Consider the following 21,280-nt stretch of genomic DNA (forward strand, 5'->3'; position numbering starts at 1 on the left):
CGAGCGAGGATGCCCCTCATGAAGAGCGATCTCTTTGCCGGTGAGCACCTCGCCGAGGCAGCGGCCTTTCCCGGGATGACCCTGCAGAACGCCAAGTCGGTCAAGTACACCGTGAACGGCGAGATGCACGCCCGCCAGGGTTCGATGATCGCCTTCCGCGGCGACCTCCAGTTCGAGCGCAAGGGCCAGGGCATCGGCGGCATGCTCAAGCGCGCCGTCACCGGCGAGGGCCTGCCGCTGATGGCCGTGCGCGGCCAGGGCGAGGCGTGGTTCGCGCACGAGGCGCAGAACTGCTTCATCGTCGAGGTCGAGCAGGGCGAGGCCTTCACCGTCAACGGCCGCAACGTGCTCTGCTTCGACTCCACGCTCCACTACGAGATCAGGACCGTGAAGGGCGCCGGGATGACCGGCGGCGGCCTCTTCAACTCGGTCTTCTCCGGCCACGGCAAGATCGCCCTGATGTGCGAGGGCAGCCCGATCGTCATCCCCGTCACCCCGCAGGCCCCGGTGTACGTCGACACCGACGCCGTCGTCGGCTGGAGCGAGCAGCTCCACACCTCCCTGCACCGCTCGCAGTCGCTCGGCTCGATGATCCGCGGCGGCTCCGGCGAGGCGATGCAGCTCAAGCTGGAGGGACAGGGCTTCGTCGTCGTCCGGCCGAGCGAGCTCACCCCGCAGAAGAACTCCTCGCATTGAGGCTGGAGCACGTCGGGCGGCGGCACGGCCCGCGCGGGCCGTGGGTCCTGCGGGAGGTCTCGCTCGACCTGCCCGCCGCCGCGCTCGTCCGGGTCGTCGGCACCAACGGCACCGGAAAGTCCACGCTGCTCCGGCTGCTCGCAGGCATCGACGCGCCCACGGAGGGGCGCGTCACCGGCCGGCCGGCCCGCACGGCGTACGTCCCCGAGCGGTTCCCGGTCGCCCTTCCCTTCACGGCCCTCGACTACCTGGTCCGCCTCGGGGGCGTCCAGGGCCTCGGCCGGGCGGCGGCGCGGGCCCGGGCGGGGGAGTGGCTGGAGCGCTTCGGGGCCGGCGAGCACGCCGGAACCGGGCTCGCGGAACTCTCCAAGGGCACCAGCCAGAAGGTCGCCGTCGCCCAGGCCCTCCTCGCCGACCCGGCCCTGCTCGTCCTCGACGAGGCCTGGACCGGCCTCGACACCGGCGCCCGTGCCGAACTGGACACCGCCGTCCGCGAGCGCCTGGCCGCCGGAGCGACGGTCGTCTTCGTCGACCACGACCCGCGCCGGCTGGAGGGCGGGGCGGCGGTGGTGTACGGGGTGGAGGGCGGCCGGGTGCGGAGAGCGACGCCGCCCGGCCTCCCGGGGCCGCCGCCCAGCCTCCCGGCGGCGGACGGTGGACCCCGGCCGACCGGGCGGGGGACGGTCCCGGCGGGGCCCGGGGTCGTGTCGGTCGGGCCCGGGGTCACGTCGGCCGGGTCCGGGAGCGCGTCCGCCGGGGCCGGACCCGTGGCGGTGGGCGGCGGGCTCCGGGCGGCCCGGCGCGGGCCCGGGTCGGGGGCGGGCGGTTCTTCGGTGGCCGGGCTCGGGCCCGTGTCCGCCGCGACGCCCGCCGTCTCCGGTTCCGCCGCCTCCCGGCCCTCCGTCCGTATCGTCGTCTCCGGCGGGCGACCGCTTCCCGGACGCCTGCCCGGTGATCCGGCGGTCGTCCCCGGTGCCGACGGCGGCACCACCGTCCTCACCGTGGACGCGGCGCACTCCGACGCGCTCCTGGGCGTGCTCCTCGCCGCGTCCTGGCACGTCCACCACCTCGGCACCGAAGGCGCACGGACATGAGGGCGCTCCTGCGCTACCAGTCGGGTCTGCTGCTCCGGTCCCAGCGCTGGCTGGCGCCGCTGCTCCTCTACGCGGCCCTCATCGGCGTCGGCGTCCAGGCCGGCGAGCCGGTGCTCGGGGCGCTCGGGTTCACCGCGGCCGCCCTGCTCCCGGTGGCCGCCTGGACCGTGCGGATCTGCCTCACCCAGGAGCCGCCCGCCGCCCGGAACGTGGTCGCGGCGGCCGCCGGCCGGGGCCGCGCGCACCTCGCGGCGCTGCTCACCGGGGCCGCCTGGCCGGTGCTCGTCGGCACGGTCGCCGTGCTCGCGGTGACGGCGGTCGGCGACCGGCGCGGGGTGACCCCGCTCGCCGCCGTCCTCACGGGGCTGCCGGCGGCCCTGGCCTGCGCCCTGACGGGCGCCGCCGTCGGCGCGCTGGCCTCCCGCCCCTTCCTCCGGGCCCCGGGCTGGTCCCTGGCCGCCCTCGTCCTCGGCTCCCTCCTCGCGCTCGTCACCACGGGGTCCCCGGCGAAGCTCGCGATGACCGTCCTGGTCGCCGGGGCCCGCACGGCGACCGCCGAGCCGCCCTGGCTCGCCTGCGGCGGCGCGCTGCTCCTGGCGGCGGCGACGGCGGCGCTCGCGTGCCGGGCGACGGCGCGTCTGGAGTGAGGCGCCGGGTCAGCGGCTCATGAGTTCCGAGACCTTGACGAAGCGGTAGCCGCGGGCGCGGAGCTCCGGGACGATCCGGCGGATCGCCCGCTCGGTCACGGGGGCGGCGCTGCGCGTACAGTGCATGACGACGAGCGAGCCGGGCTTCACCCCGTCGAGGACCTGGTCGGCGACGGCGTCCGCGTCCTTCGCGAAGGCGTCGCCGCTGACGACGTCCCACTGGACCGCGGTGACCCCGGCGGGGGCGAGGGCGCGCAGGGCCGCGTCGTCGTAGCAGCCGCCGGGGAAGCGGAAGTACGGGACGACGTTGACGGCCCCGGCGTCCCGGAAGGCGTCGAAGGCGCGCTGCACGTCGGACGCCATGTCGGGCCGGGGGACGGTCGGCAGGCCGTAGCAGGGGGACGAGAAGGCGTAGTGGCTGTAGGAGTGGTTGGCGATCTCGAAGCGCGGATCGCCGCCGATGGACTTGGCCTGGTCCGGGTACTCCTCCGCCCAGCGGCCGGTCATGAACACGGTCGCGTCCACCTCGAGCCGGCGCAGGGTGGCGATGAGTTCGGGGTTGTCGAAGTGCTCGCCGCGCGCGGCGCGGGGGCCCTGATCGGCGGTCATGTCGGCGTCGAACGTGAGCGCGACGACCTTCTCGGTGCTCTTCGCGCGGTGCGTGTAGACGGGGGTGAGGCCGCCCGGTCCGGGCGCCATGGTGGGCGGGGCGGCGGGGACGCGCGCGGGCCTGGGGCCGGGGGCGGCCTTGCTGGGCCGGGGCGAGGGGCCGTCGACGACGGCCGCCTTCGCCTTCGGCACCGGGGCTTCGGCCGCGCCGGTGCCACAGCCGACGAGGGCGGCGCCCAGAAGACCGAGCGTCGCCAATTTTCGTGCAGAAGTGTTCACGACCGGAAGTTAACCGATCAAAGTGATTATCGGTCGGCGGCTCGACAGCAGGGGCACCCGACTGCGCTCACGACCCGGCCGCCCCTCCGCCGGAACGGCTCACGTGGCGAGCAGCCGCGCCCGGCACTCCTTCACGTCGAAGTCCCCCGGCGGGTACCGCGGGTCCAGCTCCTCCAGGTGTTCGAGCAGCAGCCTGCTGATCGCCCAGTTGCGGTACCACTTGCGGTCCGCCGGGACCAGGTACCAGGGAGCCCCGTCCGTCGAGCAGCGTTCCAGGGCGAGCTCGTACGCCTGCTGGTACGCCGGCCACAGCGCCCGCTCCTCGATGTCGCCCTGGTTGAACTTCCAGTGCTTGTCGGGGTCGTCCAGGCGCGCGAGGAGCCGGGCCCGCTGTTCCCCGTACGACAGGTGGAGGAAGACCTTGACCACGGTCACCCCGTCGTCGGCGAGGGACTTCTCGAAGCGGTTGATCTGGCCGTAGCGGCGGCCGAGCAGCCGGCGGGGGACCAGCTCCCGGACCCGGGCGATGAGGACGTCCTCGTAGTGCGAGCGGTCGAAGATGCCGATCTCGCCCGGCCGGGGGAGTTCCCGCACGACCCGCCAGAGGAAGGGGTGGTCCCGCTCCTCCCGCGTCGGTGCCTTGAAGGCGTGGATGCGGCAGCCGGAGGGGTTGAAGAGGCCGATGACGTGCTTGACCGTGCCGCCCTTGCCGCTGGTGTCCATGCCCTGGAGGACGAGGAGCAGCCGCCGGCGGTCGCCGGCGGTGCTCGCCGCGTACAACCGCTCCTGGAACTCGGCGAGGCGCGGCCCGAGGGCGGCGGTGGCGGCGAGCCCCGCCGTCTTGTCGGCGGGGCCGGCCGGGGTCGCCCTCGCGTCGTACGCGGCGAGGTCGACCCGCTCGCCCTCGGGGATGCGCAGGAGGTCGCGCAGCACGGGCTCGGGAGCCGGGGCCTTGCGCTTCTTCCTCCCGCCGTCCTTCTTCGGCATCCGTCGCCCCTTCCGCCGCGCCGACCGCGTTCGCCCGGTCGTCCTCTCCCGATCGTGCGACGGATCCCGGCCGCCCGCTAGCTCAGCACCACGGACCCGTCACCGCGAACGTCGTGCCCGGCGTGTAGCAGTTGACGTACATGGTCGAGCCGTCCGGGGAGAAGGTGACGCCCGCGAACTCGCCCCACTCCGGTGCCTCGGGGGTCCCGATGTTCTGCGCGCCCCGGGCGACCGCGTACACCTCGCCCTTCTCGCTCACCCCGAAGACGTGCTGCGCCCCGTCGCCGTCCTCGCAGACCATCAGGCCTCCGGTCGGCGCCAGACAGATGTTGTCCGGGGACTCCCCGGGGAGCCGGACGTCGGTGCTCGGGCCGAAGACCACGACGAGGGTGAGCCGCCGCCCGTGCGGTTCGTACTTCCACACCTGGCCGAAGTGCGTGGCCGCCGAGCCGTCCTTGGCCCGCGCGAAGGAGGAGACGAAGTAGACGGCCCGGCCGCCCCAGTAGCAGCCCTCCAGCTTCTGGGCGTGCGTGATGCCCCTGGGCCCGAAGTCCTGGTGCCGGACGGGGGTCTCCGTCGCCAGCGGGTCCGGCACGGGGACCCACTCGACGCCCTCGAAGCGGGCGCCGGTCTCCTGGACGGCGGAGAGGTCGGGCACGCCGGGCACCCGCATGGCCTCCAGGGTGCCGCCCGCCCGGAGCGAGCCGGTGCCGCCGAGAGGTTTCTCCGGCAGGAAGCGGTAGAAGAGCCCGAAGGGCCGTTCGAAGGCGTCCTCCGTCTCGTACACGATGCCGCTTCTCGGGTCGATCGCGATCGCCTCGTGCTGGAAGCGGCCCATCGCGGTGAGCGGGACGGCCCCCGTGCGGTGCGGGTCGGCCCCGTCGACCTCGAAGATGAAGCCGTGGTCCTTGGTGTAGCCGTTGGTGCCGGCCCGGTCCTCGGTCTCCTCGCAGGTCAGCCAGGTGTTCCACGGGGTGGGGCCGCCGGCGCAGTTGACGGCGGTCCCGGCGATGGCGACCCGTTCGCCGAGGACGTCGTTGCGGCCGTCGAGTTCGAGGACCGTGCAGCCGCCCTTGCCGGCCGGGTCGTAGGTGAGGCCCGGGACGGTGGGGACGGCGATCTTCCCGGTGACCCGGTTCTCGTGGTTGCGGACGAGGTGCACCCGGCCGCGGCGGCCGGCGAAGGCGCCCATGCCGTCGTGGTTGCTGGGGACGAGGCCCTCGCCGGAGCGGAGCGGGTCGCCCTGCCGGGAGAGCACCTTGTAGCGGAAGCCCGCGGGGAGGTCGAGGAGGCCGTCCGGGTCCGGTGCGAGGGGGCCGTAGCCGCCCCGGCGGCCGTTCGCGGCCATGGCGCTTCCGGCGAAGAGTTCGGAGAGGGCGCCCGTGAAGGCGATCCCGGCGACGGACGCGCCGGTGCGGGAGAGGATCTGACGTCGTGTCGCGGACATGAGGCAACAACCCACTTCCTGCTCGGGGGTCCCCCCGGGCCGCGGGGCCCGGGGGGAGGACAGGACAGATGTGACGCGTGACCCGCATGTGTGTATCACGCACGGTGGTGACAGGAGAACCATGCGGGCCGCAACGGCCTCATGTGGCGCGGACGCTGACCCGTCGTCAGGCCAGTTCGGCGGTGAGGGTGATCGTCGTGCCCGTGAGCGCCTGGCTGACCGGGCAGTTCTTCTTCGCGTCCTCGGCGAGAGCCTGGAACTCGTCCGCGTCCAGACCGGAGACCGTGCCGCGCACGGTCAGGTGGATGCCGGTGATGCCCTCGCCCGGCTGGAACGTGACGTCGGCCTTCGTCTCCAGGCGCTCGGGGGCGTGGCCCGCCTTGGCCAGACCGTTGGAGAAGGCCATCGAGAAGCAGGAGGAGTGCGCGGCGGCGATGAGCTCCTCGGGGCTGGTCCTGCCGTTGGGCTCCTCCGACCGGGCCGGCCAGGAGACGTCGTACGAGCCGAGGCCGGAGGAGTCGAGGGTGACGACGCCGGAGCCCTTGAGGAGGTCGCCCTGCCAGACGGTGTGGGCGTGACGCACGGTGGCCATGGTGGATCCCTTTCGATCGGGTACGGCCCCCAAGCTACTGCGCGACGAGCCCCTTCGCGTCGCGGGCGAGCGCGGTGAGCCGCGAGATCGCCCGGAAGTACTTCTTGCGGTAGCCGCCGTTCAGCATCTCCTCGCTGAACAGCCTGTCGAAGGGGAGGCCGGAGGCGAGCACGGGTATCTCGCGGTCGTAGAGCCGGTCGGCGAGGACGACGAGACGCAGCGCCGTGGACTGGTCCGGGACCGGCCGGACGTCGGTGAGGCAGACGGCGGCGAGCTCGTCCGTGAGGGCGCCGTACCGGCTCGGGTGGACCTTGGCCAGGTGTTCGAGCAGGTGCGGGAAGTCGTCGAGGGAGGCGCCCGGCGTCGCGTACGCGGTCTGGGCGACGACCTGGTCGGAGTACGGGGCCGGGGCCTCGGGCAGGCCGCGGTGGCGGTAGTCTTCGCCGTCGATCCGCAGCGGACGGAAGTGGGCGGAGAGGCCCTGGATCTCGCGGAGGAAGTCGGCGGCGGCGAAGCGGCCCTCGCCGAGCTTGCCCGGGAGCGTGTTCGAGGTGGCGGCGAGGGCCACGCCCGACTCGACGAGCTTGCCGAGGAGGCTGGAGACGAGGACGGTGTCGCCCGGGTCGTCGAGCTCGAACTCGTCGATGCAGAGGAGACGGTGTCCGCTGAGCGTCCTCACGGTCTGCTGGAAGCCGAGCGCGCCGACCAGGTTGGTCAGCTCGACGAAGGTGCCGAACGCCTTCAGCGCGGGCTCCGCGGGGGTCGCGTGCCACAGCGAGGCGAGCAGGTGGGTCTTGCCGACGCCGTACCCGCCGTCCAGGTAGACCCCGCGGGGACCGCTCGGGGCGGCCGGCTTCCTCGCGAACCAGCGGCGCTTGCCGGCGCCGGAGGCGTGCGCCCCGCCGAGGCCCTCGGCGAAGGCGCTCAGGACTTTGACGGCGTCCGTCTGGCTCGGCTGGTTCGGGTCGGGCAGGTACGTGTCGAAGCGGACGGAGTCGAAGCGCGGCGGCGGCACCATCTCCGCGACGAGGCGGTCGGCGGGGACGTGGGGCTCTCGGGAGCAGAGCGAGAGCGGGGCCGCTTCGGAGGAAGCCGCTTCGGTGAAGGCACGGGTCGACACAGTTCCCCACTGTAAGCGCCGTGCCAGACTGCGAGGATGCGCCAGCTCTTCCCTGTGACGGACATGACAGCCTCGACCGCCTCCGACCAGGGGTGGTCGCCCGCCTCCGACCGCGAGTGGTCGCTCGACGCCCTCGCCGACGTCTACGCGTACCCGGAGGGGGGCGGCACCTGGCTGCGGGCCAACATGGTCTCCTCGCTCGACGGCGCCGGTCAGCACGACGGGCGCTCCCGGCCGCTCTCCTCCGAGACCGACATGCGGATCTTCGGCATCCTGCGCGGGCTCGCCGACGTGGTCGTGGTGGGCGCCGAAACGGTCCGACTGGAGGGCTACCGCCCGGCCCGGGCGCGGGAGGCCTTCACGGACCGCCGGGCCGCCGCGGGACAGGGCCCGGTGCCCGTGATCGCCGTGGTCAGCGCCTCCCTCGACCTGGACTTCTCGCTGCCGCTCTTCACCGAGCCGCTGGTGCCGACGGTGGTCCTCACCGGCTCCGGCGCGCCCGCCGACCGGATCCGGGCCGCCCGGGAGGCGGGCGCCGAGGTGCTCTTCGCGGGCGACGGGGCCCGGGTGGTGCCGGCCCGTGCGGTGGCGGTGCTCGCGGAGCGCGGGCTGCACCGCCAGCTGACCGAGGGCGGACCCCGGCTGCTCGGCCAGTTCGTGGGGGCGGACGTCCTGGACGAGCTGTGCCTGACGATCTCGCCGACGATGACGGCGGGCGACGCCCAGCGGATCGCCGGGGGCCCCGCGGTGGCCGTCCCGACACGCTTCCAGATGGCTTCCGTGCTGGAGCAGGACGGCTTCCTCTTCACCCGCTACCGTCGGATCTGACAATCGGCGGAATTTGTCGTTCCGCTTAGCGCCGGCTGGGCACACTTACTGTCGCAGACCCCGTGCGGGCACGGGGAAGGATGGTTTCCGCAGAAGGGCTCCGGAGTTGTTCACAAGCGTTCTGATGATCGAGAAGCCCCTCACGTCCGTCGACGTGGAATTCGTCACCACCCTGCACGGCGACGAGGGCGTGTCCTTCATCGTTCTCATGCAGCCGCGTGGTGACCAGGCCGATGTACTGCTGCGTGCCATCGACGACGTCGCGATGGGCGAGCTCAAGGACGCCGCCCGCGAGGGCGACGAACCGGAGGGCCGGGAGGCCAGGGGCCCCGCCGAGCAGGCCCTGGAGGTCTCGCTCCGGGCCCTGAGGAAGGCCGGCTGCGAAGCGGTCGGCCAGGTCGTCGAGGACCACCCGCTGGACAAGATGAAGGCGGTGGTCGACGAGTCGAAGGCGGACGAGGTGATCGTCCTCACCGCCCCGCACTACGTGGAGGAGTTCTTCCACCGGGACTGGGCCTCCCGGGCCCGCCACAAGGTCGGCGTCCCCGTCCTGAAGCTCTTCGCCCACAGCGAGTGAGCGGACGCCCCGTGCCCGCGCCCCGTGCAGGGGGCGCGGACGCGGGGCCCGGTCGCCGGCCTGGACGCAGGGGCCGGCCGCCTGTCCGGACGCGGGGCCCGGTCGCCTGTCCGGACGCGGGGCCCGGTCGCCTGTCCGGACGCGGTCTCGCTCACCGGCCCGGACGCGGTCTCGGCCACCGCCCCCCCGCGGCTCCGCCCCCCCCGCGGCTCCGCCCCCCCCGCGGCTCCGCCCCCCCCGCGGCTCCGCCCCCCCCGCGGCTCCGCCCCCCCCGCGGCTCCGGCCCCCCCCCCCGCGGCTCCGGCCCCCCCCGCGGCCCCGGCCCCCCCGCGGCCCCGGCCCCCGCCCCGGACGCGGCCCTCGCTCTCCCCCCGGCGGACACGGCCCCGCCGACCGCCGGAGCCCGGTTCGGGAGCCACTAGGCTGGAGGCTTCCAGAACCACCACCCCGGGGAGAGATCCGCATGGCACCCGCCATTCCCGCCGCCATGGAACGGCCGCACTTCATCGGCATCGGCGGTGCCGGGATGTCTGGCATCGCGAAGATCCTCGCCCAGCGCGGCGCCAAGGTCGCCGGCAGCGACGCCAAGGAGTCCGCGACCGCCGAGTCGCTGCGCGCCCTCGGCGTCACCGTGCACATCGGCCACGCCGCCGAGCACCTCGCCGACGACGCCTCCGCCGTCGTCGTCTCCAGCGCCATCCGCGCCGACAACCCCGAGCTGGCCCGCGCCGCCGAGCTCGGCATCCCCGTCGTCCACCGCTCCGACGCGCTCGCCTCCCTCATGGACGGCCTGAGCGCGATCGCCGTCGCCGGCACGCACGGCAAGACGACGACCACCTCCATGCTGGCCGTCGCGCTCACCGAGCTCGGCCTCGACCCCTCGTACGCCATCGGCGGCGACCTCGCGGGCCCCGGCACGAACGCCCGGCACGGCGACGGCGAGGTCTTCGTCGCCGAGGCCGACGAGAGCGACCGCAGCTTCCAGAAGTACGACCCCGAGGTCGCGATCGTCCTCAACGTCGAGCTGGACCACCACGCGAACTACGCGTCGATGGACGAGATCTACGAGTCCTTCGAGGCCTTCACCGCCAAGATCCGCCCCGGCGGCACCCTGGTCGTCGGCGAGCACGCGGGCGCCCGCGAGCTGGCCCGCCGCGTCGCGGACCGCGACGGCCTGCGCATCGTCACCGTCGGCGAGTCCGAGGACTCCGACGCCCGCATCCTGAAGATCGTCCCGAACGGCATGAAGAGCGAGGTGACCGTCCTCCTCGACGGCGTCGAGCACACCTTCACCGTCTCCGTCCCGGGCCGCCACTACGCCCACAACGCCGCCGCGGCCCTCGCCGCCGGCGCACGCGTCGGCATCGACCCGGCCGAGCTCGCCCAGGCCCTCACCGCCTACACCGGCGTCGGCCGCCGCCTCCAGCTCAAGGGCGAGGCCAAGGGCGTCCAGGTCATCGACTCGTACGCGCACCACCCCACCGAGATGACCGCCGACCTGGAGGCCATGCGCGGCGCCGCCGGGGCCTCCCGCCTCCTCGTCGTCTTCCAGCCGCACCTCTTCTCCCGCACCCAGGAACTGGGCAGGGAGATGGGCGACGCGCTGGCCCTCGCCGACGCCTCCGTCGTCCTCGACGTCTACCCGGCCCGCGAGGACCCGATCCCGGGCGTCACCAGCGAGCTGATCATCGACGCCGCCGTCGCGGCGGGCGCCGACGTCACCCCCGTCCACGACAAGGACGCCGTCCCGGACGTGATCGCGGGAATGGCCGGCCCCGGCGACCTCGTTCTCACGATGGGCGCGGGCGACGTCACGGACCTCGGTCCGAAGATCCTCGCCCGCCTGTCGAACTGAGGGAGTGGACGAACGATGGCGTACGAGGTCGAGAAGCCGGACGAGGAATGGCGGGCGCAGCTGACCCCGGCGGAGTACCAGGTGCTCCGGCGGGCCGGCACGGAACCCGCCTTCCGCGGTGAGTACACCGACACGAAGACGAAGGGCGTCTACTCCTGCCGCGCCTGCGGGGCGGAGCTCTTCACGTCGAACGAGAAGTTCGAGTCGCACTGCGGCTGGCCGTCCTTCTACGACCCGAAGGACAGCGAGGCCGTCGAGCTCGTCGTGGACACCTCCCACGGCATGACCCGCACCGAGGTCCGCTGCGCCCGCTGCGGCTCCCACCTGGGCCACGTCTTCGACGGCGAGGGCTACCCGACCCCGACGGACCAGCGGTACTGCATCAACTCGATCTCGCTGCGTCTGGAGCCCGAGGAGGGCTGACCCCGGACGGTTCGTCAGCCGCCCCCTGTGGTAGGACTGTTGCGCATTGCAAACAGCCGACACGGGGGCATGGACATGGCTGTCACGGTTCCGGACTGGGCCGACACCCTTCTCGATCTGATCGGCGTGGCCTGGCCGAACGTCGACGAGGACGCGTACCGTGAGATGGCGGACGCGCTCAGGGAGTTCGCGGACGACCTGGAGGACGACGGTCAGCTCGCGAACAACCATTTCGAGCGACTGTTGTCCTCGGGGCAGGGCGAGGCGATCGACGCCCTCGACGAGCACTGGCAGAAGGTCAAGGGCAAGCACTTCAAGGACATCGCCGGCGCGGCCCGCACGATCGCGGGCGGCCTCGACCTGGCGGCCGGCGCGGTCGAGGGAATGAAGCTTGCGGCGCTGGTGCAGCTGGGCTACCTCGCCTCCGAGGCGGGCATCGCGCTCTCGCTGATCCCGGTGACCGGCGGTCTGTCGGCGCTGATCGGCGCGGGCGCGATGCGGGCCACGCAGGAGGTCATCAAGCGGCTGGTCAAGGAGTGCGTCGAGGAGGCCGTCGGGTACGTCGTCTCGGCGATGACCGAGCCGGCGGTGGCGGCCCTGGAGGGCATGGCGGCGGACCTGGTCGTGCAGCTGGGCGCGATGGCGATCGGCCTGCAGGACGGCGTGGACCTCGACCAGACCAAGAAGGCCGGCACGGACGGCTTCAAGGACGGGGTGCAGTCGGGCAAGGAGAGCCTGAACCTGGCCTCGGCCGGAGGCGGGGGCGGCGGGCCGAAGGGCAGCGGGCTGAAGAACCTGCACATCGAGCACGCCGAGCACGACCACGCCTCCACCCAGCTCAACACCGTCAGCGTGCGCATCCACGGGAAGACGGCGGGCAAGCTCACGAAGGCGAAGACCGCCCACGGCCGCACCCGGGGGCGCGACTCGATCGCGGACGCGATCGATCCGGTCGCGGACAAGGCGATGGAGGCGCTGACCAAGGCGGCGAAGTCGATGGGCGACCACGTCGGCCGGACGCTGCCCAAGGTCGTCAAGCAGATCTCCGTCGACCACAAGAACACCGACGACGACCTCCGCGACCGCTTCGCCCGCCAGCGCAAGGGCGACCACGACGACGACAGGGGCAAGGGCGGGACGCCGCACCGCGGGAACCCCGGCGACGACGTCCGGACGCGCCCCAACTCCGTCGGCGACGCCAAGGACGACCCGCGCGCCCACGGGGTCTCCCTGGACAAGACGGTCTGCAAGAACGACCCCGTCGACGTCGCCACGGGCAAGATGCTGCTGCCCCAGACCGACCTCGTCCTGCCCGGCGTCCTGCCGCTCGCGCTGCGCCGCACCCATGTCTCGACGTACCGCTACGGCCATTGGTTCGGCCGCAGTTGGGCCTCGACCCTGGACGAGCGGATCGAGGTCGACGCCTCGGGCGGCGGAGCGATCTGGGCGCGCGAGGACGGCTCCGTGCTGATCTTCCCGCGCCTGCCCCGCCCGGACGGCGACCGGGTCCTGCCCCTGGAGGGAGACCGGCTGCCGCTCCTGCACGGCGGCGTGTCCGGCGACGAGACCTCGTACGAGATCCGCGATCCGCACAGCGGCGAGGTCCGCGTCTACACCGGCAGCCCCTACCGCGCCTCCACCGCCTACTGGCTGTCCGCGATCGAGGACCGCAACGGCAACCGGATCGCGTTCTCCCGCCGCTCCGACGGCGCGCCGACCGCCGTCTCGCACTCCGGCGGCTACGTCCTCCAGATGACGGCCGACGCCTCGCGCGTCACCGGCCTCGCCGTCCGCGGCCCCGGCGAACCCGCGGCGGTCGTGGGCTACGCCTACTCCCCCTCCGGCGACCTCGTCCGGCTGACCGGCCCCGAGGGTCCCGAGGGCCCGGCCATGACCTTCACGTACGACGGCGAAAGCCGGGTCACGTCATGGACCGACCGCAACGGCACCACGTTCCGGTACGTGTACGACGCCGAGGGCCGGGTCTCCGGCACCGTCGGCCCCGACGGCATCCTCTCCTCGCGGTTCGCGTACGACGTCCACCCCGACACCGGCCACCGTGTCACGCGGTACACCGACTCCACAGGTGCCACCACCACCCTGGTCCTCGACGACCGGCTCCAGGTCGTCGCCGAGACCGATCCCCTCGGCCACACCACGCACCTCACCTGGGACCCGTACGACCGTCCCCTCACCCGCACCGACCCGCTCGGCCACACCACCGAACTCACCTGGGACGAGGCGGGGAACCTCGTCGAGGTGCGGCTGCCCGACGGGAGCACGGCGACCGCCCGCTACGACGAGCGCAATCTGCCGCTCGAAGTGGTCGCCGCCGACGGCACGGCATGGCGGCAGACCTTCGACGAACTCGGCAACTGCACCTCCACCGAAGGCCCCGACGGAGCGGTCACCCGCTTCACCCACGACCCCACGGGCGCCGTCGCCTCCGTCACCGACCCGCTCGGCGCCACCCTCCGCATCCGCTCCGACCGGGCCGGGCTCCCCCTGGAGATCACCGGTTCCGACGGCGGGGTGGCCACCGTGGAGCGCGACCACCGGGGCCGGCCCCTTGTGATCACCGATCCGGCCGGCGGGCGCGAGGAGTTCTCCTGGGACCACGACGACCGGCTGCGGCAGCGGACCGCCGCCGACGGGACGCGGGAGTCCTGGACCTGGGACCCGGAGGGCAACTGCCTGGCGTACACCGACGCCGCCGGCGGCGTCTGGACCACCGAGTACGGTCCCTTCGACAAGCCCCTCGTACGGCTCGCGCCGGACGGCGCCCGTCACGAGCTGCGCTACGACACCGAACTGCGGCTGCTCGGGGTGACCAACCCGCTGGGCCAGGACTGGCAGTACCGCTACGACGCGGCCGGACGCCTGGCGTCGGAGACCGACTTCGACGGCCGGGAGTTCTCGTACGGCTACGACGCGGCGAACCGGCTGACCACCCGCACCACGCCCCTCGGCCGGACCGTCACCTACGCCTGGGACGCCATGGACCGCATGGTGGCGCGGGACGCCGACGGTGCCGTGACCCGGTACGCGTACGACCGCTCCGGCGCGCTCGTCGAGGCCCGCACCGCCACCTCCACGCTCACCGTCGAGCGGGACGCGCTCGGCCGGCCCCTCGCCGAGACCGTGGACGGACGCACCCTCCGCCACGCCTACGACACGGCGGGCCGCCGCGTCATGCGCATCACCCCCACCGGCGCGATCAGCCAGGCCCTGTACGACGCGGCGGGAGACCGGGTCGCCCTCGTCACCGGTGGCCACGCGCTCACCTTCACCCACGACCCCCTCGGCCGGGAACTGACCCGCAGCTGGGGCGCGCCGGGGGCCGCCACCACGCTCACCACCGACTGGGACCGGATCGGCCGGCCGGTCGCCCAGACGCTGTCCGCGCCCGGTTCGCCGGAGCCGACGCGCGCCCGCGACTACGCGTACCGGGCCGACGGTTACCCCGTGGTGCTGGGCGAGAGCGCGGGGGGCCGGGCCCGCCGGGACAAGCGGATCAGCCTCGACCCGGTGGGCAGGCCGCTGTCGGTCGAGGCACCGGACTGGGTGGAGCGGTACGCGTACGACGCCGCCGGCAACCAGACCTCGGCCGACTGGCCCGAGGCCGCGGGGCACGCCGAGGCCCGGGGCGCGCGCCGGTACGAGGGCGCGCACCTCGTCTCGGCGGGCGGGGTGCACTACGAGCACGACGCGGCCGGCCGGGTCGTGCTGCGCCGCCGTACCCGGCTGTCCCGCAAGCCCGACGTGTGGCGGTACTCCTACGACGCCGAGGACCGCCTCGTCGCGTGCACCACCCCCGACGGCACCCTGTGGACGTACGCGTACGACCCGCTGGGCCGCCGCAGCGCCAAGCACCGGATGGCCGCCGACGGCACCACGGTCGTCGAGACGATCCGCTTCACCTGGGACGGCCCGCTCCTCGTCGAGCAGTACGACGAGACCGCCGGCACCATTCTGACCTGGGAGTACGAAGGGCACCGGCCGCTCGTCCAGTACGAGCGCAGGCCGCTGGACGACGACGAGGTCGACGCGCGCTTCTTCGCCGTCGTCACGGACCTGGTCGGCACGCCCACCGAACTGGTCTCCCCCGAAGGGGACACGGCCTGGCGCAGCCGGTCCACCACCTGGGGCGCCACGGGGTGGAACACGACGGCCACCGCCTACACGCCGCTGCGTTTCCCCGGGCAGTACGCCGATCCCGAGACCGGGCTGCACTCCAGCTACTTCCGGCACTACGACCCCGACACGGCGCGGTTCACGAGCCCGGACCCGCTGGGTCTCGCCCCGGCGCCCAACCCGTCGACGTACGTGGTCAATCCGTGGGTGTGGACCGACCCGCTGGGTCTGGCGCCGAAGCGGTGCCAGATGGACGCCTACGACTGGGACGGTTCGATCCGGTACGGGCGGCTCGACCACCTGGGCCGGCCGACCGGCGTCTACGCCTGTCTGCGGCCCGAGATCATCGACGCGAAGCGGGGTACGGAGGCGGGCAAACTCAAGCCGCCGGGCTGGCGCGGCGACGGCACCGCCTTCAACGAGGCCCGCGGCCACCTCCTCGCGGACCGGCTCGGCGGTGCGGGCAAGGGGCGCCTGGCCTGGCACAACCTCGTCACGCAGACCCAGACGCCGACCAACTCGCCCGACCAGCGCGACCAGGTGGAGCAGGTCATCTTCGACCAGGTGACGAAGAACAAGGAAGTGGTGCAGTACCACATCAAGCCGATCTACGCGGGGACCAACCCCATCCCGATCCGCCTGGAGTTCACCGCGTTCGGCAACAAGGGCTTCTCCTTCACGCACAGTCTGGAGAATCCGGCGGCGGGCGTCCGGACGGCCGTGCCGGGCCTATAGCATCCGAAAACGAACCGCCCCTGGAGGATCCGCGCATGACCCGCACCACGCCCCCGCGCCCCGTCGACATCGAAGCGGCGTTCCCCGCCCTCGCCCGGTACCGGCGGACGGCGACGCGGCTGCACCCCCGGCAGGGCACGGCGAAGCCGGAGGAGAGCTCGGTGGCGGGGCCGCTGCTCTGGCCCGCCGACGAGCCGTGGCCGGTGTGCACGGCCGTGCACCCGAAGGGCACGGGGCACCTGCTGTCCGACGTACGGCTCCGCCGGCGCATCCAGGACGAGGCCAGGGGACGGGACTTCACCGAGGAGGAGCGGCGGCTCCTCGACGGGATGACCCGGGGGACGCACGTCCCGGAGCTCCGCGACGAGGACCCGCTGCCGATGCTGGCCGTGGCCCAGCTGTACGCCCGGGACGTGCCGGACCTCACCGGCCCCGAGGGGCACGATCTGCTCCAGGTGTTCTGGTGCCCCTTCGAGGTCCACGGCACGGAGCGGACCATCGCCGTGGAGCTGCGGTGGCGCCGCTCGGCCGAGGTCGGCGCGGTCCTCGCCCCGCAGCCCGAACCGCCGGTCGCGGGCCGCGAGGAGTGCGTCCCGACGTCCTGCGTCGTGCACCCGGAGCGGGTCGTCGAGCACGAGTACCTGGGGCTGCTCCCGGAGGAGCTCCAGGAGGAGATCGGCGAGTGGGAGGAGGGCCTCCTCGACGAGGAGGACGAGGACGCGTACGACTCGTCCTCGCCCGCGAGCTACGCCACGTACGAGGAGTACGAGGCGGCCATGGCCGCCTCCCGCGCGCAGGAGCCCGAGGAGGTCGACTACATGAGCGACCTGTCGATCGCCCCGGGCTGGAAGGCCGGCGGTTTCGCCTCCTGGCACCTGACCGACCCCGCGCCGGTGGACTGCCCGGAGTGCGGGACGCCGATGCCGCCGCTGCTCACGGTCGCCACGGTGGAGTGCGACGGCGCCTCGCGGAGCTGGCTGCCGGTGGAGGACCGCGACGCGGCGGACGACCCGCGGGTGATCGACCCGGTCGGCGTCTACCTGGGCCGCGGCCTCATGCGCGTCCACACCTGCCCGGCCGACCCGACGCACCCGCACCGGCTCAGCTTCCAGTGACCGCGCCGCGGCAGGGGGCGTCGAGGGCGGTGTTCAGCTCACCGTGACGACGAGGTGGGCGCGGTCCCGGCCGCGGGCCACCAGTCGGGCGTTGGCCTCGTCGGAGTCGTGGACCCAGCGCTCGGCGTGCGCCGGGTCCTTGCCGAAGCGGACGTGCCGCTCGACGAGCCGGGGCACGCGGAGGCGGGCGTCCAGGTCGAGGTACCAGGCCTCGTCGAGGAGCGGCAGGACGTCGGCCCAGGCGCCCTCGTCGTGCAGCAGGTAGTTCCCCTCCGTGACGACGAGCGGGACCTCGGGCGCGACGGGCACCGCCCCGGCGACCGGCTCCTCCAGGGAGCGGTCGAACGCGGGCGCGTAGACGGTGGTGCCGGGGACGGGGGTACGGAGCCGGGCGAGGAGCGCGGTGTACCCGGCGGCGTCGAAGGTGTCCGGCGCGCCCTTCCTGTCGGCCCTCCCGAGCCGCTCCAGTTCCGCCCGGGCCAGGTGGAAGCCGTCCATCGGGACGAGCACGGCGAGCCCGTCGAGCCGGGCGACGAGCCGGGCGGCGAGCGTGGACTTCCCGGCGCCGGGCGGGCCGGCGAGTCCGAGGATCCGTCGCTGCCCGGGGGCGGCGAGTGCCTGCGCGCGTGCGGTGAGACGATCGAACTCCTGGGCCTCCATGCACCGCATCCTCCCACCGCGCGCGCCACCGGGTTCCGTCCTCACGCGTCACGCCCCCGTCAGGAGCGGGGCGGGGCGACGACGGCCTCGGAGGGGCGCCGCCCGCCGCGTCCGCCTTCGCCCGGGCGGCCCGCGGCAGACGGGAGCGTCGAACCCGCGCGGCGCTCTCGTGGGTCAGGGCCGGGTGGCGACGTCGCTGTCCGGGTGGAGGGAGAAGATCTGGTCGAGGCCGGCGATGTTCATGAGGCGAAGGGTGCGGGCGGGGACGGCGGCGAGCGCGATGTCCGCCCGGGCGGCGTGAGCGTGGTTGCGGGCGATGATCAGGGCGGTGAGGCCGCTGGAATCGCAGAACTCCATGCCCGCCAGGTCCATCACGAGGCGCTGCCCCGGCCGGAGGGTGACGGTGGCGAGCACGTCGCGCAGTTCCGGGGCGGTGGCGTAGTCGAGTTCGCCGAGGAGCTCCAGGACGGGACCGGTCGCGGCGTCTCGGGTGACGATCTTCAGTGCGCTCATGGTGTGTTCTTCGTCGCGGGGCCGGGCGCCGGACGGCTGGGGACGCCGAGGGCGAGGAGGGCGGTGTCGTCGTCGAGGCCGTCCCCGAAACCGTCCAGGAGATCGGCGAGGGCCTTCATGACGGCGCCCGGAGGCTCTCCGGCGTGGTCGGCGGCGAAGGCGCGCAGTGCCGCGTCCCCGTACAGGGCGGTGCGGTCCTCGCCGGTGCGGGCCTCGGTCAGGCCGTCGGTGTAGAGCAGGAGGGCGTCGCCGGGGGCGAGGGTGGTGGCGGCGGTGGCGAAGGACGCGGCGGGCATGATGCCGACCAGGAGACCGCCGGGGGTGGGCAGGAAGTCCGCGCGGCCGTCGGCGCGCAGCACCAGGGCCGGCGGATGCCCTCCCGAGGCGATGCGGACGGCGGCCCGTCCGGACTCGGGGTCGGGGTCGACGATGCCGAAGACGACGGTGCAGTAGCGGGGGTCACCGCCGGTGTAGCGCTCGTGGAGGACTTCGTTGAGGGTGGCCAGGACGGAGACGGGATCGGGGTCGTGCAGGGCGGCGGCGCGCAGGGTGTAGCGGGTCAGCGAGGTCACCGCGGCCGCCTCGGGGCCCTTGCCGCACACGTCGCCCAGGAAGAACGCGAAGCGCGTTCCGCCGAGGGGGAAGACGTCGTAGAAGTCGCCGCCCAGTCGGTCCGGGGAGGCGGTGCGGTAGTGGGCTGCCGTCTCCATTCCGGGAATCGCCGGCAGGGTGTCGGGCAGCAGCGACCGCTGGAGCACGGCGAGGGCCTGCTGCAGCCGGGCGCGATCGGCCTCCGCCTGTCGACGGGCCTCTTCGGCGGCCTTCCGGGCCCGCAGGAGTTCCTCTTCGTAGGCCCGGCGGTCCCGGGCGTCGAAGACGGTGGTGCGGATCAGCAGCGGTTGACCGCCCTCGCCGTGCTTGACGGCGGAGGAGACCAGGACCGGCATCCGCTTGTCGCCTGCCTGTTTCATCTCCAGGGCGATGCCGCCGATCTCTCCCCGCATCCGCAGCAGGGGCGCGAAGTGCGTCTCGTGGTAGAGCTTGCCGCCCACGGTGAGCAGGTCGGTGAACCGCATCCGGCCCACCACCTCCTCGCGCTCCAGACCGAGCCAGCCCAGCAGCGTGGCGTTGATCTTCACGACGGTGCCGTCCAGCAGCGTGGAAAGGTACCCGCACGGCGCGTTCTCGTACAGTTCCTCGGCACCGTCCTCCAGCAGCGCGGCGAACGACGCGTTCGCGGCTTCCTCGTCGTCGGCGCCGTACGGGCCGGACTGCTGTCCGGCGCGGCACATCATCGAAGACCCGCCAGGAAGCCGGTGATGGCCTCGTTGGTGGCTTCGGGTGCCGACAGGTGGGGGCAGTGCCCGGTGGTGTCGAGGGTGACCAGCGTCGAGCCGGGGATCGCGCGGTGGACGAAAGCGCCGACCCCACGGGGGGCGATGACGTCCTGGGCGCACTCCAGGACCAGCGTGGGCACCGTCACCTTCTCCAGGTCGTCCCGCGAGTCCGACAGGAAGGTGGTCCGGGCGAAGACGCGCGCCATGTCCGGATCCGTGGCGCAGAAGCTGTCGGTCAGTTCCTCGCCGAGTTCCGGCCGCTCCGGATTGCCCATGATCATCGGTGCCATCGCCGACGACCAGCCGAGGTAGTTCGACTCCAGCGACGCGAGCAGCTCGTCGATGTCCCCGGCGCTGAACCCTCCCCGGTACCCCTCGTCGTCGATGTACCGAGGCGACGGCGCGACCATGACCAGCGCCCCGATCCGTTCCGGGACCGCGTCCGCCGCCAGGACGCCGGTCATCGCGCTGACCGAATGGCCCACGAACACCGCGTCCCGCAGGTCGAGCGCCTCGCACACCTCGACCACGTCCTGCGCGTAGCCGTCCAGCGAGGCGTAACGGTCCTCCGAGAACGCGGACGGATCCGAGCGTCCCGAGCCCACGTAGTCGAACAGCACCACCCGGTGCTTCTCGGCCAGGGCCGGCACCGTCAGCCGCCACATGTTCTGGTCGCAACCGAACCCATGGGCCAGCACCACCGGCCGTCCTTGCGGATCGCCGACGACGGTGATGTTGTTCCTGTGTTCGATTTCCATGCTTCCACCCTCTCAGAGTTCACACACCGCCCCCGCATGGGGACGGATGCCCCACAGGTCCGCACGGGAACTCCACGAACCCCGCGCACGGGCTCCGCGACCGGCCCTTCGGCACGTCGGGCGGTGTGCCCTTTCTCACGGGCCGGCCCGTCGGCCCCGGCCGCGACGACCTCCCGGCCCTTCCGCGGCGGCCCGGGCTTCCGCGTCCGGACCCGTGCCCGGCGTGCGGCACCGTCGTGGTGGTGTCCGGCCCGGCGACCCTCGGGGCGACCCTCCCCGGACCCTCGTTCCGACCCTCCATCCCGCAAGGGTCATCCCCCGCCACGACGCGGGTCGACGCGGGTGGGTTCCGACCCTTCCGCGTATTACGTTGAGGAAATGCCGTCCATCGCACTCGTCACCCTCGTCGTCCGTGAATACGACGAGGCCATCGCCTTCTACACCGACGCCCTCGGCTTCGAGCTGGTCGAGGACACCGACCGCGGCGACGGAAGCCGCTGGGTCGTCGTCCGTCCGCGGGGCGCGGCCGGCGTCGGCGGCCTCGGCAACACCGGGCTGCTGCTCGCTCGCGCGAAGAACGAGGAGCAGGAGGCCTCGGTCGGCAACCAGTCGGGCGGCCGGGTCGGCTTCTTCCTCCACACGGAGGACTTCGCCGACGACCACGAGCGCATGACGGCCGCCGGGGTGAAGTTCCTGGAGGAGCCCCGCCACGAGCCCTACGGCTCGGTCGCCGTCTTCGAGGACCTCTACGGCAACCGCTGGGACCTCCTCCAGCCCGCCGGGTGAAAACCGGTGTCGCCCGCGCGGCGGCCCTCCCTACACTCGCGGCACGGCACACCGACCGGTGTGCCGTGCCGCGAGCATCCACCGAGGA

The 21,280-nt window shown here is 73.4% G+C and carries 18 protein-coding genes and 1 pseudogene; 10 read left to right on the forward strand and 9 right to left on the reverse strand.

Going from position 1 to position 21,280, the window contains the following annotated elements; genetic code table 11:
- Window positions 1-18: 18 nt before the first annotated feature.
- The 3 genes and pseudogenes from IE180_RS26795 (at window position 19) to IE180_RS26805 (ending at window position 2,437) form a co-directional block, all read left to right on the forward strand.
- Complete coding sequence (locus IE180_RS26795; RefSeq protein ID WP_190159526.1) at window positions 19-696, forward strand: AIM24 family protein; 678 nt, start codon at window positions 19-21, stop codon at window positions 694-696.
- Window positions 693-1,388 (forward strand): annotated as a pseudogene (locus IE180_RS37590) (ABC transporter ATP-binding protein); the annotation flags it as partial. The gene IE180_RS26795 and the pseudogene IE180_RS37590, both read left to right, overlap by 4 nt.
- A gap of 398 nt (window positions 1,389-1,786) precedes the next feature.
- A complete protein-coding gene (locus IE180_RS26805; RefSeq protein ID WP_190159527.1) occupies window positions 1,787-2,437 on the forward strand; it encodes an ABC transporter in 651 nt (216 codons plus the stop codon).
- Window positions 2,438-2,446: 9 nt separating this feature from the next.
- Here IE180_RS26805 and IE180_RS26810 read toward each other — a convergent pair whose 3' ends face one another.
- The 5 genes from IE180_RS26810 to zapE form a co-directional block, all read right to left on the reverse strand.
- Window positions 2,447-3,304: a polysaccharide deacetylase family protein gene (locus IE180_RS26810; protein ID WP_190159528.1), complete on the reverse strand. Its 858-nt coding sequence runs from the start codon at window positions 3,302-3,304 to the stop codon at window positions 2,447-2,449.
- Between the two features lie 120 nt (window positions 3,305-3,424).
- Window positions 3,425-4,312, reverse strand: coding sequence for a PPK2 family polyphosphate kinase (locus tag IE180_RS26815; RefSeq protein ID WP_190159529.1), 888 nt, complete (start codon window positions 4,310-4,312; stop codon window positions 3,425-3,427).
- Between the two features lie 82 nt (window positions 4,313-4,394).
- On the reverse strand, window positions 4,395-5,759 hold the full coding sequence (locus IE180_RS26820; protein WP_190159530.1) for an alkaline phosphatase PhoX: 1,365 nt from the start codon (window positions 5,757-5,759) through the stop codon (window positions 4,395-4,397).
- Between the two features lie 166 nt (window positions 5,760-5,925).
- Window positions 5,926-6,351 (reverse strand): OsmC family protein, encoded by a 426-nt coding sequence (locus IE180_RS26825; protein WP_190159531.1) that lies wholly within the window; start codon window positions 6,349-6,351, stop codon window positions 5,926-5,928.
- A 34-nt stretch (window positions 6,352-6,385) separates the two neighbouring features.
- Window positions 6,386-7,471, reverse strand: coding sequence for a cell division protein ZapE (zapE, locus tag IE180_RS26830; RefSeq protein WP_190159532.1), 1,086 nt, complete (start codon window positions 7,469-7,471; stop codon window positions 6,386-6,388).
- Between the two features lie 36 nt (window positions 7,472-7,507).
- On the opposite strand from zapE, the gene IE180_RS26835 reads away from it, so the two are divergent.
- The 6 genes from IE180_RS26835 (at window position 7,508) to IE180_RS26860 (ending at window position 17,138) form a co-directional block, all read left to right on the forward strand.
- Window positions 7,508-8,299 (forward strand): pyrimidine reductase family protein, encoded by a 792-nt coding sequence (locus IE180_RS26835; RefSeq protein ID WP_190159533.1) that lies wholly within the window; start codon window positions 7,508-7,510, stop codon window positions 8,297-8,299.
- A 106-nt stretch (window positions 8,300-8,405) separates the two neighbouring features.
- Window positions 8,406-8,876 (forward strand): indole-3-glycerol phosphate synthase, encoded by a 471-nt coding sequence (locus tag IE180_RS26840; protein WP_190159534.1) that lies wholly within the window; start codon window positions 8,406-8,408, stop codon window positions 8,874-8,876.
- A gap of 463 nt (window positions 8,877-9,339) precedes the next feature.
- Window positions 9,340-10,731: a UDP-N-acetylmuramate--L-alanine ligase gene (gene murC / locus IE180_RS26845; RefSeq protein ID WP_190159535.1), complete on the forward strand. Its 1,392-nt coding sequence runs from the start codon at window positions 9,340-9,342 to the stop codon at window positions 10,729-10,731.
- Between the two features lie 15 nt (window positions 10,732-10,746).
- On the forward strand, window positions 10,747-11,154 hold the full coding sequence (msrB, locus tag IE180_RS26850) for a peptide-methionine (R)-S-oxide reductase MsrB (protein WP_190159536.1): 408 nt from the start codon (window positions 10,747-10,749) through the stop codon (window positions 11,152-11,154).
- A 75-nt stretch (window positions 11,155-11,229) separates the two neighbouring features.
- On the forward strand, window positions 11,230-16,023 hold the full coding sequence (locus IE180_RS26855; RefSeq protein ID WP_190159537.1) for a DUF6531 domain-containing protein: 4,794 nt from the start codon (window positions 11,230-11,232) through the stop codon (window positions 16,021-16,023).
- 35 nt (window positions 16,024-16,058) lie between these two features.
- Window positions 16,059-17,138, forward strand: a complete 1,080-nt coding sequence (locus tag IE180_RS26860; RefSeq protein ID WP_190159538.1) for a hypothetical protein — start codon at window positions 16,059-16,061, stop codon at window positions 17,136-17,138.
- A gap of 33 nt (window positions 17,139-17,171) precedes the next feature.
- Here IE180_RS26860 and IE180_RS26865 read toward each other — a convergent pair whose 3' ends face one another.
- The 4 genes from IE180_RS26865 to IE180_RS26880 all read right to left on the reverse strand — a co-directional run bounded on the left by IE180_RS26865 (window position 17,172) and on the right by IE180_RS26880 (window position 20,406).
- Window positions 17,172-17,807: a nucleoside/nucleotide kinase family protein gene (locus IE180_RS26865; RefSeq protein WP_373302828.1), complete on the reverse strand. Its 636-nt coding sequence runs from the start codon at window positions 17,805-17,807 to the stop codon at window positions 17,172-17,174.
- Window positions 17,808-17,972: 165 nt separating this feature from the next.
- Window positions 17,973-18,311 carry an STAS domain-containing protein gene (locus IE180_RS26870; RefSeq protein WP_190159540.1) on the reverse strand — a complete coding sequence of 113 codons (339 nt, stop codon included), beginning with the start codon at window positions 18,309-18,311 and terminating at the stop codon, window positions 17,973-17,975.
- The gene (locus tag IE180_RS26875) at window positions 18,308-19,603 is read right to left on the reverse strand and encodes a PP2C family protein-serine/threonine phosphatase (protein ID WP_373302829.1); all 1,296 of its coding nucleotides are present in this window, start codon (window positions 19,601-19,603) and stop codon (window positions 18,308-18,310) included. The genes IE180_RS26870 and IE180_RS26875 overlap by 4 nt, the downstream gene beginning before the upstream one ends.
- Window positions 19,603-20,406 (reverse strand): alpha/beta fold hydrolase, encoded by an 804-nt coding sequence (locus tag IE180_RS26880; protein WP_190159542.1) that lies wholly within the window; start codon window positions 20,404-20,406, stop codon window positions 19,603-19,605. The genes IE180_RS26875 and IE180_RS26880 overlap by 1 nt, the downstream gene beginning before the upstream one ends.
- 378 nt (window positions 20,407-20,784) lie before the next feature.
- On the opposite strand from IE180_RS26880, the gene IE180_RS26885 reads away from it, so the two are divergent.
- Window positions 20,785-21,192, forward strand: a complete 408-nt coding sequence (locus IE180_RS26885; RefSeq protein WP_190159543.1) for a VOC family protein — start codon at window positions 20,785-20,787, stop codon at window positions 21,190-21,192.
- Window positions 21,193-21,280: the final 88 nt, after the last annotated feature.

It is taken from the genome of Streptomyces litmocidini (assembly GCF_014649755.1).
Taxonomy (GTDB): domain Bacteria; phylum Actinomycetota; class Actinomycetes; order Streptomycetales; family Streptomycetaceae; genus Streptomyces; species Streptomyces litmocidini.

What these genes read in the sequence shown, in the direction of transcription:
- IE180_RS26795 (WP_190159526.1), top strand. Translation starts at nt 19, where the DNA reads ATGAAGAGCGATCTCTTTGCCGGTGAGCACCTCGCCGAGGCAGCGGCC.
- IE180_RS26805 (WP_190159527.1), top strand. Translation starts at nt 1,787, where the DNA reads ATGAGGGCGCTCCTGCGCTACCAGTCGGGTCTGCTGCTCCGGTCCCAG.
- IE180_RS26815 (WP_190159529.1), bottom strand. Translation starts at nt 4,312, where the DNA reads ATGCCGAAGAAGGACGGCGGGAGGAAGAAGCGCAAGGCCCCGGCTCCC.
- IE180_RS26820 (WP_190159530.1), bottom strand. Translation starts at nt 5,759, where the DNA reads ATGTCCGCGACACGACGTCAGATCCTCTCCCGCACCGGCGCGTCCGTC.
- IE180_RS26825 (WP_190159531.1), bottom strand. Translation starts at nt 6,351, where the DNA reads ATGGCCACCGTGCGTCACGCCCACACCGTCTGGCAGGGCGACCTCCTC.
- IE180_RS26835 (WP_190159533.1), top strand. Translation starts at nt 7,508, where the DNA reads ATGCGCCAGCTCTTCCCTGTGACGGACATGACAGCCTCGACCGCCTCC.
- murC (WP_190159535.1), top strand. Translation starts at nt 9,340, where the DNA reads ATGGCACCCGCCATTCCCGCCGCCATGGAACGGCCGCACTTCATCGGC.
- msrB (WP_190159536.1), top strand. Translation starts at nt 10,747, where the DNA reads ATGGCGTACGAGGTCGAGAAGCCGGACGAGGAATGGCGGGCGCAGCTG.
- IE180_RS26855 (WP_190159537.1), top strand. Translation starts at nt 11,230, where the DNA reads ATGGCTGTCACGGTTCCGGACTGGGCCGACACCCTTCTCGATCTGATC.
- IE180_RS26860 (WP_190159538.1), top strand. Translation starts at nt 16,059, where the DNA reads ATGACCCGCACCACGCCCCCGCGCCCCGTCGACATCGAAGCGGCGTTC.
- IE180_RS26865 (WP_373302828.1), bottom strand. Translation starts at nt 17,807, where the DNA reads ATGCGGTGCATGGAGGCCCAGGAGTTCGATCGTCTCACCGCACGCGCG.
- IE180_RS26870 (WP_190159540.1), bottom strand. Translation starts at nt 18,311, where the DNA reads ATGAGCGCACTGAAGATCGTCACCCGAGACGCCGCGACCGGTCCCGTC.
- IE180_RS26875 (WP_373302829.1), bottom strand. Translation starts at nt 19,603, where the DNA reads ATGTGCCGCGCCGGACAGCAGTCCGGCCCGTACGGCGCCGACGACGAG.
- IE180_RS26880 (WP_190159542.1), bottom strand. Translation starts at nt 20,406, where the DNA reads ATGGAAATCGAACACAGGAACAACATCACCGTCGTCGGCGATCCGCAA.
- IE180_RS26885 (WP_190159543.1), top strand. Translation starts at nt 20,785, where the DNA reads ATGCCGTCCATCGCACTCGTCACCCTCGTCGTCCGTGAATACGACGAG.